Genomic DNA, 16,241 nt, shown 5'->3' on the forward strand with positions numbered 1-16,241 from the left:
TGGTACAATATTCATATATATGTAAAATAAACTGGAGGTAGTATATTTATGAATAAAAAGGTTTTAAGTGCCCTGGGAGGAACTGCTGTATTTTCCCTTGTTATGTCGGCAGCTGTTCCAGCAGCGACGGTTTCAGCGGCGTCAGCAAGCATGAATAAAATAGAAGGGGAAGATGTCTACAAGATGGCAGTATCTGCAGCAGAGTCGAATTGGACTAGCTCAGAGGATGTAATTCTAGTTTCAGGTGAGAGTTATTCAGATGCCATAAGTGCAGTAGTCCTTTCAAAACAGCTTGATGCACCAGTGCTTTTTACTGGAAAGACAAGCCTTAACAGTGACACGCAAAGTGAAATAAGTAAATTGAATGCAAAAAATGTTTATATAGTTGGTGGAACGGGAGTAATATCGCAGGCTGTAAGAAATCAGCTTAAAAGCTCCGGCTGTAATCTTGTAGAACTTGGTGGAGCAAACAGATATGCAACAAATTCCCTAGTTGCCAAAAAACTTGTAGACCTTGGCATGAATCCCTCAAATGTAATGATGGTAGGTGGAAGTGAATTTTCAGATGCACTGTCTGCGGCACCTGTAGCTTCTGCGAAAGGTGAAATCCTTCTTTTAGGCGGAAATGACAAGACTGCAATGACGCCTATTGTAAATTTTGTAAAATCAAACAGTTCAAAGGTAACTGTAATTGGAACAAATAATCTTGTAAATGATGAAACCTACAAGTCTGTAGGTGCAGTGGAGAGAATAAATGGTGGATCGGACAGGTTTGCAACCAATTTGAATGTTTTAAAGGCTTTTGACAGCACTTTGAAATCCGATAACATTTATGTGGCAAATGCAACGGGAAGCAGATATGCAGATGCTCTTGTATCTGCATCCATTGCAGGAATAAAATCTGCACCTCTTGTACTTGTAAACGGAAATGGCGATACACAGACTACAAATGCGTTAAATTACATAAAGTCAAAGGCATCGTCTGCTTCAAAGCTTAATGTACTATCTGAAAAAGGTGCTGTTTCAGATAGTACTGTATCTGACATTGAAAATGCGGCAAATGGAATTGTTGGTACAAGTGATACTGTAAATTCCGTAAGTACGGTTGGACTCAATCAGATAAAAGTTGTTTTCAATACAAAAGTCGATAAAACCTCCGCTGAAAGGGCTGCAAATTATGAGATAGATGGAAGCCAGCTTGGTTCAGAAGCTCAGACCCAGGCTTCTGCGACTCTTCAGGATGATGGAAGAACAGTTATACTTACATTTAGAAATCCATTTTCCCAGGGTAAGGATGTTACCTTCAAAGTAAAGGATAATGTTTTAAGCGATGATTCCTCAAGGGGAATAACGGAATATGAAAGGGATGTTACCTTTAATGCAACAGGGGCGCCTTCTATAGAATCGGTAACTCCTATTGGTGGAAATAAGTTGGAGATAAGATTTTCCGAAGCAATAAGAATGCAGGATTCAGACCTTAAATCCATGAAAATAAACAAGAGAAGTGTTACAAACTACGGTTACAATAAGAGTTATACAAAACTTGTAAATCAGTGCGGCGACTGGGCAAGTGGAGTGGATCTTTATTTTAATTCACCTCTTCCTATAGGACAGAATACTTTTACAATGCCGACAGGTACTTCAGGAAGCAAGTTTGACAATGCGGCAAACATTCCAATAAAGGGAGAGTCGGAGAATTTTACTGTAAATGCGGAATCCGGGACACCGAAGGTTGAAAGTGTAACAAGCAACAATGCAGGAACTCTTTATATAAAATTCGACAGGCCTATGGATACTCAGACTGCACTTGATCCTGACAACTACAAGATAAATGGTGATACTGTAGATGTAGACAAGTCTTATATGACCTTTGATGCCGATTCCGGCGACAGCGTGGTAAAGATAAAGAATTTGGGTGGAGATCTGGATCAGGGAACAAATACAATCCTTGTGGATGATGATGTGGAAGATACCTTCGGAAACAATATAGTGAAGACAACCAAGACACTTTACTATGGAAGCAGCAGTGAAAAACCTGAGGTAACATCGGCAAGCATTTTGGACAATGATACTATAAGAATAAAATTCAGCAAAGATGTACTAAGAAGCACTGCAACAAATATTGGAAACTACACAATTGAAGATTCAGATGGAAATGACGTAAGCTACAAGCTTAATAATGTAAATACGATAACAGTAGATGGAAACAACAACAGAACTTTTGAACTTAAGTTCCAGGACGGAGCGCTTAAAGGTTCGGATTACAAATTGACTGTGAAAAATATAATAGATACAGAGGCAAAACCAAATGTAATTGATACCTATACCGTTAATTTGTCCGGTACAGATGATGAGTCTGTAAAGGTAACGGAAATAGTAAAGAGATCCGACAATGACCAGGCAGTTGCAGTATTTTTCAGCAAAACTATGGATGATGATTCAATATCGAACAGATCCAACTACCTTTTCAGAGATGGAACCGGCAAAATGAGAGATCTTCCAGGCGGAGCAATTATAACGCCATCCTATGATGACAAAAGCGTAACTATTGAATTCCCTTCAAGTTATACTATAGGTGGAGATGGAACTACTGCAAGAGATGTAGCTCAAATGGGTGTTCAAAATGTAACTGACAAATATGGAAACTCACTTGATATTGGATATGTAGGTGATATAGAAACCTCGAGCAGTGACGGACCCGGAATAATATCAGGTACTGCAAAGATAAACTTCAGCGGAAATGACCTTGTTGCAACGGTTTCTTTTGATACTCCGATAGATTCCCTCGACATGAATGACTTCAGGATTGACGGATATAAACCTGACGGCGGCAGTGCAAATGGAAGCCAGGTTACACTTATATACAAATCCGGCGTTAAAAACGGAGATAAAATAAAGGGTATAAAGGATTGTGGAGACAGTACTAACTTCAGCGTTGTAAACAATGGGTCTACAGATGCTGCAGGACGCAGAATAAGGACAGGTTCTACAAAAGTATATATACCTCCTGTAACAAGATCCGGTGATTTTGAGGCAATAAGTGCATCGAATACCGATACGGTAAATGTAGAGTTCAATCAGGACATAGATACTGCTCTGCACGGAGATTATATAGACGATTTTGTATTTGAAGATGTAACAAGTGGAAAGACATTGACTCCTACATCTGTAAGTGTTGATGATAAAACTGTTGTTTACAGGTTCAGTACTTCTGCCTTCGACAAGGGAGATGTAATAAAGGTTTCTGCAAACAGCAGCACATCAAGCATAAGCGTAAGAAGTGAAAAACATGATAATGCAGGTTATACTACATATTCGCCTTCAAGCGACGACTTGAGTGGATACACTGTAACTGCAAAATAAAGTTTATTAAGATTTGAAAACAGGTGTGTTGTTCAAAATGGACAATGCATCTGTTTTTTATGTTCATTAGTTTTTTCAAAAATATTAATAAACTATGAATTTTAAGAAGGAATTATTAATATTTCGTAGAATATCTTACAAATAAAGAAAAAAATGTTGATATAGGCATTCAGAGGTGATTTTATGAAATTTTGTACTAAATGTGGAACAAAAATTGAAGATGAAGGCAATATTTGTCCAAATTGCGGTTATGACTCAATATCAAAAAGCTATGTAAATTCAGAGACTACTGCAAATAATGATGATATGGATCAAACTTCATCTTTAGACACGGAAAGAATTAGAAGTTTATTTACTGATTTAAAATCAAGAAGAATAATTATATGTGTAATTGCTTTAGTAGTTTTCACAACTGGATTTGTATTTCTTGGAAGATTCTTAAGCAATCCTTTTAGGTGTGTATCCAAATTTCAAAATGCTGTAAACAGCAATGATATACAAGGTTTGAGTGGTGTAATGTATACCTCCGACAGCAGATTGAAAATGACAGAAGAGAATTTGAAACCAGTTGTTAAATCTTTCAAAACTACACCTTCAGAATTTACAGATATTATGAATAACTTAAATACTGAGGCTTTAAGTATTAGAAATGGTGGAATTGTAAATAAAAAATCCAGTTTATATATTAAAAAAGTGGGAAATATCATGCTGTTTTTTCCAAAATACAAAGTAACTTTTAATCCTGTGTTTTTGACAGTTACATCAACTGTAAAGGGAGCTGACATTTTAATAAACGATAAAAAACAACTTCAGACAGACAGCAGCAGTTTTTCAAAGCAATTTGGACCGTATGTCCCTGGAACATATAAAATAGAAGGAAGGGCAAATGGTGCTTTTGGACAAATGGACAATACTGTGAATGTAGATTTTATAAAAAATGGAATACCAAGTACAAAGGTAAATGTTCTTAATGGAATATATTTGGATGTAAATTCCAAGTACACGAAAAATGAAGTTTATATAAATGTCAGGGACACTGGAAAATCTGTGAATTCAGGTGATAGGATAGGTCCTATTGCATCCGGTGCCGATATATATGCAGTAATGAATTATAATGGTGAGAAAATAAAAAGTTCTGTTTCAAAACTTTCAGATAGTGATACAAGTGTCTATTTTGACTATGAAGAGGATGGAGAAGATCCGGAAGAAAAGAAAAATGAAATAAGTGCAATGATAGTTGGATATGCTTCTTCACTTGCAAATACACTTACTTATGGTGATAAATCTCAGCTTGTAAATTATATGTACCCTGGAAGCAAATTTTATACACAGCAGATGGATAGAATAGATAAATATTATGGTCAAGACAGTCATTTTTATGAGAAGTATGATTCGGCAGTTGTCAACTCATATAAAATGAATCCTGATGGTAAATCTGGAACTGTATATGCAACGGAAGTATATGAAATAAATGAAGATTATTCAGAGATGGATTCAAAACCGAATACTAAAACTTTTCATACTGCATATAAGTTTCAATACAATGATACCATCAAGACGTATCAGCTTACGGAAAGAATGGAGTCTTCGGCAAAATAAACATATGTGAAGAGGGATAACTTATGCAATACTGTTCTAAATGTGGTACAAAACTTGAAGAAGAAGATATTTATTGTCCAAATTGTGGTGCTAAAAAAATGGACGATGATACTCCAGGAAAAAAGTCAACTTTAAGTATTATGGTAAATATGCTTTTGAAGCCGGTTATGACGGCTAAAAATTTTGTGAACAACGGAGGAAAAGGTGATAGCTTGATTCTTACGGCGTTTGCTGTGGTGTTAAGTGGATTGTTTGGTATTTGGAGAGCAAGTGAAATAATTTTTAATATAAATGATATTATAATTAACATTGTGAAGAAAGTTTATGAAGTTTTTGCATCTATGTATCCTGATTATGTTTCTTATATTACAAGTAACGATATAAGTAATTTAATTTCAGAAATAAACAAAATAAAATCAAATGTAAAAATACCATATGCATATATATTCTTTCAAAATTGTATAATGATTTTGGCATCCATAGCAGTTGTTTTTCTGATTGTCTGTATTATAAATAAACTGGTTTCCAAATCCAAAATTGATGTTTTTAAGTGTTACAAGATAGCGATTATAATGGTTTTTCCATATTTGTATTTTGAATGTTTTTCAATAATTTCATCATACTTTTCCACTCAACTTGGAATTATAATTATGTTGTTTGGTGTAACAGCTTCCATTGTATGTTTTAATATGATTGCAGGAGAAGTTCTGGAAATTTCGGAAGACCATGTTTTGTTTTTGATTTCTATATCGGTGGTCGTTGTTTTTATTGTCATATCTGCTCTGCTTGTAGAATTTATTCCATCTACAATATCAAGTATAATTTCATCTGCTATAATATGATGTAATTAAGTTAGTTAATTGTATGTAAAGGAAGTGTTTGTATGGAATATTTTCCCGAAGTTATACAAGTAATACCTACTGAAGATTATAAAGTATATGTATATTTTGATGATGGTTCAATAAAACTTTTGAATCAGGGAGTTTTTAGAGAGGTTAAAGGATTTTAAATCATATAAAAATTAAGCTGCTCATTCGGCGGCTTTTTTACTTCAAAACGTTGCAGTTTCATGTATGAAAGGGGCATGGATATGTTGACTTTAACACAAAATAATATTAAAATTGTATTATTGATCATTTGCTCAATAATGTGGAGGAAACTATGAACGCTAATGGGAAAAAATTGACAGGTAGAGATTTGAAAGCTATTGAAAGAAAGAAACAAATACTGGAATCTGCCAAAAAATTATTCGCAAAAAATGGATATTACAACACCCCTGTAAGAGCGATTACCCAAAGTATAGGTATGGCAGATGGACTTATTTACCACTATTTCCCTGAAGGAAAGCTTGAAATCCTGCATACCATATGCAGGGAAGGCTGTGAAATAGTAAGCCAGCACTCAAATGATATTGTGGATTCTGTAGATGATACGATGCCTCTTGACGAGGTTATGATGTGTTTTTGTGAAAGTTTGAAGGCTAATTTTAAATTTGACAGTGATTTTATTGTAATAATGGCAAGGGAAAAAGAACTTCTGGGAGAAGAGATAAAAGAGCTTCTTAGAAAGTCCTTTGGGAAGGCATGGTCTGAATTGAACAAATTTTTAAGGCACAGGGTGGAAATTGGAGAGATAAAAGAGCTTGAATTTGATATGGCAACTCATCAGATTATGGCAACAGTGTCAAGTGTTTTGATTATGAATTTTCTTCTTGAAAACATTCCAAAGGAAAATAGTTATGATTACATGAAAAGACTAATTCATTTTACTATAGATTCATGGAAAAACTAGATTTTTAAATCTAGTTTTTATTAAAACACTATAATTCACTGATCGTTCAATAAATTTACATATAAAAAAGGAGATTCAAGAATGAACATAAGGGAAAAATTACTCGCTTTAAAAGACAAATTATTTTTTTTGACAAAAAAACTTGCTAAAAACAAGAAAAGCAGATATATTATTCTATCTATTCTTGTAGTAGGAGTAGTTGTACTTAGTGTGGCAGGCGGCGGAAAGACTGAAAAGAAGTTGTCTGCAAATTCCACTGCAACTTCAGTTGAAGAGACAAAAGTAGACATGGGCAAGGTTTCATCTACAAAAGTTTTTGATGCCAGTCTTGAACAGTCACAGGAGGGGGATATAAGCAGCAAGATAGCAGGCAAGGTAATTCAGGTTTCCTTTAATGATGGACAGACTGTGTCTGCAGGACAAGCACTTGTAAAGATTGACTCCACGGACATTCAAAACAACATAAAGTCTGCTGAAGCCCAGGTTGAGGCAGCACAGGCACAGTTGAAGGCAGCTAGAAGTACGGCATCGTCTTCACAGCTTCAAGTAAACAAGCCTAGAATTGATTTGAATACAGCCCAGAACAATTACAACAGAGTAAAGGCGCTTTACAATGGTGGAGCTGCTACAAAGCAGGATTTGGAAAATGCGGATGCACAGCTTAAAACAGCAAAAAGTGCTCTCGAGTCGGCACAGGCAAGTGCTGATGCGTCAAACAGTTCAATTGAAACCCAGCAGGCAAATATACAGACTGCACAGACAAATCTTGATAATTTGAAAGAATCTCTTTCAAATACGGTCATAACCGCACCAACTGGTGGAGTCATAACTGGAAAAGCCGTTAATGTAGGGCAATACATAAGTCCCGGTACGGTACTCGGGAAAATTTATACCGTCTCGCCGATATATGCAGATATAAATTTAACTCAGAGTGATTTAAGCTATGCAAAAGTTGGAACAAAGGTAGTCTTCGATTTGAATGGCGACAAAAAGAATAAATATGAAGGTATAATACACAGTATCGACGGGGCTGCAAATCCAACGTCCAGGTCGTTTAAGTGCAAGGTTCAAATTGACAATAAAGAAGGAAAATTAAAGCCTGGTGTTTTTGGAAATGTTGAAGTTCCGACAAATAACAGCAAAGAAGCTGTTACAGTTCCTGTTAAGGCTATAGCAGGTACTGATGGAGCTTATTATGTGTTTGTGGATAATAACGGTATTGCTACTAAGAAGAGTGTGACCATAGGAAATTTTGACAAGGACAACATTGAAATAAAATCCGGACTTAAAATCGGCGACAGTGTAATCTGCACCAATGTGGATACACTGCAAGATGGTGATGCAGTAAAATCGGCGGCAAAATAAGGGAGGCAGTACAGTTATGTTTTTAACAAATTTTAGTTTAAAAAGGCCAGTATTTGCTACAGTAATAATTATAGTCCTGCTGACACTTGGTGTTGTCAGTTATACAAGTATGTCGGTTGATCAGTTTCCGGATGTTGATACTCCGGCTGTATCTATAACTATAGTTGAAAATGGAGCAGCGCCTGACCAGATAGAATCCAAGGTTACAAAGAAGGTTGAGGATGCCGTAGGACAAATATCGGGAGTAGATCACATAAGTTCCACTATAACTCAGGGAGTTTCAAATACGACTATTATATTTAAACTCAGTAAATCCTCCGCTGAGGCTGTTCAGGATGTAAAAGACAAATTGTCAAATATTCGTGGAACTTTGCCTACAAATATTACTGAGCCTGTTGTTTCAAAGTATGATTCAGCTGCCCAGCCTATAGTTTCTCTTGCAGTTACAGGTTCAATGTCCGGGAAAAGCATGTCAGAGCTTGTAGATGATGACATTGTAAAAAAGATTCAAACTATAAGTGGCGTTGGTGGAGTCAATACATATGGTGAGCACGAACGTGAAATACACTTCAAGCTGGATAAGGATAAAATCAATGAATATGGTATAACCGTACAGGAAATAACAAAAGGATTAAGCAGTGACAATATAGATGCTTCAAACGGTAAAATATCAGCTTCGGATACGGACATATCGCTTAAAACAGATTCCACGGTAAAAGATATTAAAGACTTTTCAAACATACTTATCGCCAATAGAAATGGTACCAATATAAAACTGGGGGATATTGCAAGCATTGAAGATGGAAGCAAGGAAATGGACAGCTTATCCTTTTACAATGGCAGAGAGGCAATAGGTATCGATGTTTTGAAACAGTCGGGTTCGAATACTGTTGACGTGGCCGACAATATAAAAAACAGTCTTTCGAAGATTGAAAAAAGTTTGCCAAAAGGGGTAAAAGTTGAACTTGTGCGTGATAACTCAACATCCATACGTGATTCTGTAAAAGATGTACAGAAGACATTGGTTGAAGGATGTATACTGGCTGTAGTTGTAGTTTTCCTATTCCTCAGAAATATTGCAAGTACTGCAATTTCGGGTATTACAATACCTGTATCCATAATTTCAACTTTTTCTATGATGAAGCTTATGAACTTCTCGCTTAATACTGTATCTTTGATGGCACTTTCCATTGCAGTAGGACTTTTAATAGATGATGCCATAGTTGTTATTGAAAATATTGTGCGTCATTTAAATATGGGCAAGGATGTGCTTCAGGCGGCTAAAGACGGTACGGCGGAAATTGGACTCGCAGTTATGGCGACTACCTTTGCACTTGTAGCTGTATTTCTGCCTATTGCCATGATAAATGGTCTTATAGGAAAATTTCTTGTGCAGTTTGGACTTACTGTTTCTGCGAGTGTTCTCATATCGCTGTTTGTCGCCTTTACTTTGGTACCACTTATGTCTTCCAAGTATTTGAATGGAGAGGAAAAGAAGATACCTTTAGTTGGAGGATTACTGGACAAATTTAATGAGTTTTTCGACAGAGTATCCGAGGCTTATGCAAAGTTTCTTAAAGTTGCACTTGAACACAGGCTGCTTGTAGTAGTGATACCTCTTTTAATGCTGGTTGGAAGTATAGGACTTGCGACTAAACTCAATAGTGGTTTTATTGCTACGGGAGATACTGGAGAGATTGAAATAGAAGCGGATCTTGATTCCGGCTCGAGCCTTGATAATGCCTCCGATGTTACCTACAACATGGAGAAAATTATTAAAAGCAACAAGGAAGTGAAGTATACCTATTCCACGGTTACCCAGAACAAGGCATCTGTATTTGTGAAACTCTCCGACAAGCAGGATAGAAAGCAGAGTATAGATGAAATAGAAGACAGCATGAGAGATAAGCTTCAAAGTATTCCGGGTATAAATATTTCAGTAGTTACCGGAGGAGGGTTTATTTCAGGAAAAGGAGCTCAGTATCACATAAAGGGAAATAATTTTGACAAGCTTGAGGAATATGCAAGAAAAGCGGAAAGAGTAATGAAAAACACTCAGGGAGCTGTAGATGTTGCACTTAGTTACAAGGCTGGAAAACCAGAGGTGGATTTTGAAGTTGACAGAGACAAGGCGGCGGACCTTGGAGTTTCACCGGATGCAATTTCAAGTACGCTTACAACATTGTTCAATGGAACTGTAGTGGGACAATACCAGACAAGCAAGGACAGATATGATATAAGAGTTCAGCTAAGAGATTCGGATAAGAAGAATCTTGACAGTCTCGATGGAATATATGTACCGAGTACAAGTGGCAGTATGATACCTTTAGATCAGATTTCAAAAAAGGTATTTACAACATCCTCATCTACCATAAACAGATATGACAGGCAGAGGGAAATTCAGCTGACGGGAAACTATACAGGTATTTCCCAGGGTAAGTTTCAAAAACTGTTTAATGAGGGAATCGAGGAAAATGCCAAGATACCGGATGGCATAGAGATTTCGTCAGGTGGAAGCCAGGAACAGATGGCTGATGGTATGAGCGGACTTGTCACTGCACTTGGCATGGGAATATTGTTTGTATTTTTGGTAATTGCAGCCCAGTTTGAAAGTTTCGTAGATCCATTTGCAATACTTTTATCACTGCCGCTTGCCATCATAGGAGCAGTTTTGGGACTTTTCATTGGAGGCAAGGAGCTTGACATGATGTCCATGATAGGTGTCATAATGCTTATGGGACTTGTTACAAAGAACGGAATTCTGCTAATTGATTTTGCAAAGAAAAACTATGGAGAGGGAATGGATTTGAAAGATGCTCTTGTAGAAGCTGGAAGAACAAGACTCAGACCTATTATAATGACTACACTTGCAATGATCTTTGGAATGCTTCCAACAGCTCTTGCAAATGGTTCCGGTTCGGAACTTCGTGCACCTATGGCTTTTGCAATTATAGGAGGACTTATTACATCAACCCTGCTCACACTATTCTTTGTACCTGTTATATATGTCATGCTTAACAATTTTAAAAGCAGGTTTAGAAGGAAGAAAAAAACAAATTAGTGTATTTTCTATGCTTTATAGAAATAATGTGAAGTTTATGATAAAATTATGATGTAAATGTTAGTATAGAAACAATTTATTAAGAAGAAGGAGGGAAATATGAACAAGTTAAAAATAACAGCGGCAGCTATGTTTATTGCGCTTTCTTCAAGTACGGTGGCCTTTGCAAGTGGAAAAACTCTTGATATAGACAGCTCCATTGATTCCACAATAGTAAATTCGTACAAGATAAAGAGTATAGATATATCAATAAAGCAGGCTCAAAACACATATGATTCCGATATGAAAAAGACAGCGGATTATGGAGATCAGCTTGACGAGCCTAATCTTGATAAGTATACTATACTTTCACTTATGCAGGGAATAGCAAATCCCCCAAAAGAAGATAAGTTTAATGAATACAAATATACCAAGATGAAATCCGTAGCTGAAAATGAAGTCAAGCTTTCTGCATATAATCAGTATACTGGACTTGTTGACGATAAAGATGCACTTGATCTTGCAAAACAAAAGTTTGACAATGCAAAAGACAAGTATAACAGTGCAAAAGTCAAACTGGAGATTGGGACTATATCTCCTGCACAGCAAAAGCAGGCTGAAGCAGAATATTATTCCCAAAAGTCCGTGCTTGACAGTGCACAGAGAGCCTATGACATGGATGTTGTAAATATGAACAAAACCCTTGGTGTGGATTTGTCCGAGAAATATGATGTTCTTTTAAGAGACAAGCTTACTGAAGATCCATACATAAGAAGCTACAAGGAATATTTGAATGATGCTCTTTCAAAGAGGACTGAGATTGTTGTAGGGCAGGAAAATGTAAAGCTTCAAAAATTTGAATATGAAGTTGCAGACGGAGTGTTTCCGGACAAGCAGTCTGTTCCAAACAGGCTTGCAAAAGCCAAGTGGGATAATGCCATAGACAGTGTTGAAATTCAAAAGGCCAATATAACTTCCGAGGTAAATAGCTTATATAATGATCTTCAGATTAAGGTGAAGACTCTAAATTCAAAAAAGGATGCACTTGAGCTTGATAAAAAGAACTACAATACTGCACTTTTGAAGTATAATGTGGGAGTTTTAAGCAAACTTGACCTTGAAGACGAGGCTATAAAACTTAAAACATCGCAAAATACTCTTAAATCAGCCGAGAGGGATATATGGCTGGCACAGTACAAGCTTGGCCAGGCATGTGATATAGGATACGATACATCAAAAATCAATTAAAGTTTGGGAGGGTAAATATGAAAAAAGGATTAGGTGCAATAATTGCAGTTGTTTTGACATTCGGTATAAATGCAACATGCTTTGCTGCATCCAGTACTGCGGAAAGTAATGGGCCGTCTATAATAGGAAGCCAGACACTGAATCTTGATCAGGTGCTTTCATATATAGAAAAAAATAATATTCAGGTAAAAGCCGATGATCAGAAGATATCACTTTACCAGAAGCAATTTGACAGGGATAATATGAATGCGAAGCTTATAGAAAACAGCGGTACCTCCGAGGCAAATTATCCGAGAGGACAGTATGCAAGCATAAAACTTCAGACAGACGTTCTCCCGAAAAGTGACGAACAAAACATAAAAGATGCCAAAAATGACAGGGACACGCTTGTAAATACACTTAAGTTCTCTACAGAACAGCAGTATATGGATGCACTTTCCTGTCAGGACAAGATAGATGTCATAAACAATCAGATAAAGAATGTGGACGCACAGATTGAACAGGTAAAGATAAAAATAAAAAATGGAGTTGCAACAAGCAGTGCGCTTGACAGCTTGAATGTCCAGAGAAGTCAGCTTCAGGCATCACTTAATTCTCCAAAAGCCAAGCTTCAGGAAGATGTTTTGAGCATAAAGCAGGCTATAAATATGGATATTGACAGCAATCTTACCTTGCTTCCTGCAGATATCGCATATTCAAAGTACGATGATTCAGATATGAATGGAAAAATTGAAACCTCCGTCAAGAACAGCTATAATATAGAAAAAATAAACAAGAATATTGAAATTGCAGAGCTTCAGGAAAGCATATACAAGCAGTATTCCTACAATGATGCAACAGGTGAAGTAAATGCAGGACTTAATGTAGAAAATCTGCAGTCAAGTCTCAAGGATACGGAATTAAATACAAAAATAAATTTGTGGAACAGCTATTACAATCTAAAGAATCTTGAAGACAATGTAACTACGGAAAATGCAAAGGTTGAAAGTGCTAAGTCAAATTACAATACTATACTTGAAAAAGTAAAGCAGGGCACTGCTGTCCAGCTTGATGCAGATTCGGCAAAGCTTTCCCTTGACAGTGAAAACATAAGTTTGAAAGATGCAAAAAACAATTACATGGTGGCAGCTCATAAATTTGCCTACGATCTTACAAAATAGATGAAGAGTTTAAAAATTTATTAAGAATACAGCATACCTCTATAAAAAAAATATATATGTGTTAAAATTAGTTGTAATTGATTTTAACTTTTTATAGGGAGAGTGTTGAAGGTGAAAGCCAAATCTAAAAAAATCGGGATAATAGTAGCAATTTTGGTGATTATTGCATGTTTTGCAGGTTATTTTGGACATAAAACTTATGTGAAAAATGCAGAAGAAAAAGCGCAGATTGCGAAGGAAAATAAAGAGGAACATATAACCATTAACGAGGACAAGACCAAGGAACTTAAAAAAGAAAAGATACTTTTGAATGGAAAAGTGTATGTTAAAGACAAAAAAGTTATAGCGACAATGGTTGTAAAAGAAAGTTCCAGTGACTCCGATGCAAAAGCTCTTGCAAATAAATATGCAAAAGAATTAAAAGAAGAGTATAAAAACATGCCTGTATATGTTATGGCAGTTAAAAATAATAAAAATGTGGCAAATATAAGTATTAAGTAACATTTAATTCTGGAGAACTCGAAGAGAACTGTATTTTTACAGTTCTCTTTTTGTGTTATTATATAATTACTTGGTTGGATAATATACAAAGGAAGAGGTTGGTATTCCATGATAAAAAAAAGTAATGTAATACAGGAGATAATAGGGTATATGCAGGATAATATTAAAAACAACAATTGGATTGTGGGTGAAAAAATACCTTCCGAAAATAAACTTACAGAAATTTTAGGAGTAAGCAGGGCAAGTGTTCATGTTGCTATACAGCAATTTGTTGCACTTGGTATATTAAAAAGTGTTCATGGAAAAGGTACTTTTTTGGAATCAAATGATTTAAGGGTCTTTGGAGAAGGACTTAATGTTATAGATGAATATGACTGTTCCAATCTAAACAAAGTATTGGAATTTAGAAATATTGTAGAACCGGAAAGTTGTTATCTGGCTGCTTTAAATGCAACTAGTGAAAATATGGACAATCTAAAATTATATGTTGACAATATGAAAATCAACGTTGGAAATCCGGATAAATTTGTTAAATATGATATATTGTTTCATGAAGAAATATGCAATGCGTCACATAATCCGTTAATTAAAAAATGTATGAGGGAAGTTTTTGAGCAGACCATTGAAAACCACAAGCAGTTGAATGAGATATTTGGATATCAGGATGGAATTTTTTATCATGTGGAAATTATAAAGTCCTTGAAAGTGAAAAATGCAAAGAAAGCTAAAAAATTAATGCATGAACATTTGCAAAAGGCTATTGATGTATTAAAAAGCAAGTTTGATTAATGGTTGTATAATTTTTAGCCTTTAAAAAAAACAACTTGTCAGACGTCTTTCAAGATGCTATAATAATGAAAACGAATAAGGGAGGTTGTCATGTCAGTAAGAATTAAAGATGTAAAGGTTATTTGTACAGCCCCGGAAGGAATCAACCTGATGGTGGTTAAAGTTGAAACAACAGATGATGGATTATATGGCCTTGGTTGTGGAACATTTGCATATAGGCATTTGGCGGTAAAATGTTTGATTGAAGAGTATATAAAACCTCTTATAGTTGGCAGGAATGTATCAAATATCGAGGACTTGTGGCATTTAATGCATTATAACGCATATTGGAGAAATGGGCCTGCTGAGAACAATGCGATTTCAGCAATTGATATGGCTCTTTGGGATATAAAGGGTAAAATGGCCAACATGCCGCTTTATGAATTACTTGGCGGTAAGTGCAGGGAAGGTGTACCAATATATCGACATGCTGATGGAAGGGATATTAGCGAAATATGTGAGAATATTGAGAAATATATGGAACAGGGAATTACACATATTCGATGTCAATCAGGAGGTTATGGTGGTGTAGGATATGGATACGGCAAAGCTCCTTCAAACTCACCTGCAGGTTCACCAGATGGAATATATGTAGACAGCGGTAAATATATGAGGGATACCGTGAAATTATTTGAAGATGTACGAAGCAAAGTGGGATTTGATGTGGAACTTTGTCATGATGTTCATGAAAGAATCAGCCCTATTGAAGCCATAAGATTTGCAAAGGAACTTGAACCATTCAAGCTTTTCTTTCTTGAAGATGCTGTTTCACTGGAACAAATTGAATGGATAAAACAACTTCGACACCATACGTCAATTCCACTGGCTCAGGGAGAACTGTTTAATAATCCTTCAGAGTGGAAATACTTGATTTCAAACAGGCTTATAGATTATATTCGAGTACATATAAGTCAAATTGGAGGAATTACAGCAGCGAGAAAACTGCAAATATTTGCAGAAGAATTTGGAGTAAAAACAGTATGGCATGGTCCTGGAGATATGTCTCCTGTTGGACATGCAGCAAATATTCATTTGGATATTGCATCCCACAACTTCGGAATCCAAGAATGGTCCGGTACAGAACCGCCTAATTCGGTCATCCAGAAATTAAAGGGACCGAAGGATGCACTGCTTGAAGTTTTCCAGGGACTGCCGGAATACAAAAAAGGGTATGTGTATGCAAATGACAAGCCTGGTCTTGGAATAGATATTGATGAAAAGGCTGCTCTTAAGTATCCATGTGAAAATAATGTAACAACATGGACTCAGACTAGAAAAATTGATGGTACACTGCAGACACCATGATACTGTGAATTAGTACTTTATTGTGTAAGGCTTTATACAAT

At 36.0% G+C, this 16,241-nt stretch carries 12 protein-coding genes; all 12 read left to right on the plus strand.

Going from position 1 to position 16,241, the window contains the following annotated elements:
• Positions 1–48: 48 nt before the first annotated feature.
• The 12 genes from AC4CVH_RS07030 to AC4CVH_RS07085 all read left to right on the plus strand — a co-directional run bounded on the left by AC4CVH_RS07030 (position 49) and on the right by AC4CVH_RS07085 (position 16,200).
• Positions 49–3,363: a cell wall-binding repeat-containing protein gene (locus AC4CVH_RS07030; protein WP_490787038.1), complete on the plus strand. Its 3,315-nt coding sequence runs from the start codon at positions 49–51 to the stop codon at positions 3,361–3,363.
• A gap of 183 nt (positions 3,364–3,546) precedes the next feature.
• On the plus strand, positions 3,547–4,962 hold the full coding sequence (locus AC4CVH_RS07035; RefSeq protein ID WP_490787039.1) for a zinc ribbon domain-containing protein: 1,416 nt from the start codon (positions 3,547–3,549) through the stop codon (positions 4,960–4,962).
• A 23-nt stretch (positions 4,963–4,985) separates the two neighbouring features.
• Positions 4,986–5,804 (plus strand): zinc-ribbon domain-containing protein, encoded by an 819-nt coding sequence (locus AC4CVH_RS07040; protein ID WP_490787040.1) that lies wholly within the window; start codon positions 4,986–4,988, stop codon positions 5,802–5,804.
• A gap of 41 nt (positions 5,805–5,845) precedes the next feature.
• Complete coding sequence (locus AC4CVH_RS07045; RefSeq protein WP_490787041.1) at positions 5,846–5,971, plus strand: hypothetical protein; 126 nt, start codon at positions 5,846–5,848, stop codon at positions 5,969–5,971.
• 152 nt (positions 5,972–6,123) lie between these two features.
• Positions 6,124–6,753, plus strand: a complete 630-nt coding sequence (locus tag AC4CVH_RS07050; RefSeq protein WP_490787042.1) for a TetR/AcrR family transcriptional regulator — start codon at positions 6,124–6,126, stop codon at positions 6,751–6,753.
• An 81-nt stretch (positions 6,754–6,834) separates the two neighbouring features.
• Entirely contained in the window at positions 6,835–8,118 is a 1,284-nt protein-coding gene (locus tag AC4CVH_RS07055) for an efflux RND transporter periplasmic adaptor subunit (RefSeq protein ID WP_490787043.1), read from the plus strand.
• Positions 8,119–8,134: 16 nt separating this feature from the next.
• Positions 8,135–11,179 (plus strand): efflux RND transporter permease subunit, encoded by a 3,045-nt coding sequence (locus AC4CVH_RS07060; protein ID WP_490787044.1) that lies wholly within the window; start codon positions 8,135–8,137, stop codon positions 11,177–11,179.
• Positions 11,180–11,278: 99 nt separating this feature from the next.
• Positions 11,279–12,406, plus strand: a complete 1,128-nt coding sequence (locus AC4CVH_RS07065) for a TolC family protein (protein WP_490787045.1) — start codon at positions 11,279–11,281, stop codon at positions 12,404–12,406.
• Positions 12,407–12,423: 17 nt separating this feature from the next.
• Positions 12,424–13,566, plus strand: a complete 1,143-nt coding sequence (locus tag AC4CVH_RS07070; RefSeq protein ID WP_490787046.1) for a TolC family protein — start codon at positions 12,424–12,426, stop codon at positions 13,564–13,566.
• Positions 13,567–13,677: 111 nt separating this feature from the next.
• Positions 13,678–14,067: a hypothetical protein gene (locus AC4CVH_RS07075; protein WP_490787047.1), complete on the plus strand. Its 390-nt coding sequence runs from the start codon at positions 13,678–13,680 to the stop codon at positions 14,065–14,067.
• A 108-nt stretch (positions 14,068–14,175) separates the two neighbouring features.
• Positions 14,176–14,856, plus strand: coding sequence for a FadR/GntR family transcriptional regulator (locus tag AC4CVH_RS07080; RefSeq protein ID WP_490787048.1), 681 nt, complete (start codon positions 14,176–14,178; stop codon positions 14,854–14,856).
• A 90-nt stretch (positions 14,857–14,946) separates the two neighbouring features.
• A complete protein-coding gene (locus AC4CVH_RS07085) occupies positions 14,947–16,200 on the plus strand; it encodes an enolase C-terminal domain-like protein (RefSeq protein WP_490787049.1) in 1,254 nt (417 codons plus the stop codon).
• Positions 16,201–16,241: the final 41 nt, after the last annotated feature.

Source organism: Clostridium pabulibutyricum (assembly GCF_058242705.1).

Bases quoted from the DNA above. Each gene is read 5' to 3' on its own strand.
- AC4CVH_RS07035 (WP_490787039.1), top strand. From the start codon at position 3,547: ATGAAATTTTGTACTAAATGTGGAACAAAAATTGAAGATGAAGGCAAT.
- AC4CVH_RS07030 (WP_490787038.1), top strand. From the start codon at position 49: ATGAATAAAAAGGTTTTAAGTGCCCTGGGAGGAACTGCTGTATTTTCC.
- AC4CVH_RS07040 (WP_490787040.1), top strand. From the start codon at position 4,986: ATGCAATACTGTTCTAAATGTGGTACAAAACTTGAAGAAGAAGATATT.
- AC4CVH_RS07045 (WP_490787041.1), top strand. From the start codon at position 5,846: ATGGAATATTTTCCCGAAGTTATACAAGTAATACCTACTGAAGATTAT.
- AC4CVH_RS07080 (WP_490787048.1), top strand. From the start codon at position 14,176: ATGATAAAAAAAAGTAATGTAATACAGGAGATAATAGGGTATATGCAG.
- AC4CVH_RS07060 (WP_490787044.1), top strand. From the start codon at position 8,135: ATGTTTTTAACAAATTTTAGTTTAAAAAGGCCAGTATTTGCTACAGTA.
- AC4CVH_RS07070 (WP_490787046.1), top strand. From the start codon at position 12,424: ATGAAAAAAGGATTAGGTGCAATAATTGCAGTTGTTTTGACATTCGGT.
- AC4CVH_RS07085 (WP_490787049.1), top strand. From the start codon at position 14,947: ATGTCAGTAAGAATTAAAGATGTAAAGGTTATTTGTACAGCCCCGGAA.
- AC4CVH_RS07050 (WP_490787042.1), top strand. From the start codon at position 6,124: ATGAACGCTAATGGGAAAAAATTGACAGGTAGAGATTTGAAAGCTATT.
- AC4CVH_RS07065 (WP_490787045.1), top strand. From the start codon at position 11,279: ATGAACAAGTTAAAAATAACAGCGGCAGCTATGTTTATTGCGCTTTCT.
- AC4CVH_RS07055 (WP_490787043.1), top strand. From the start codon at position 6,835: ATGAACATAAGGGAAAAATTACTCGCTTTAAAAGACAAATTATTTTTT.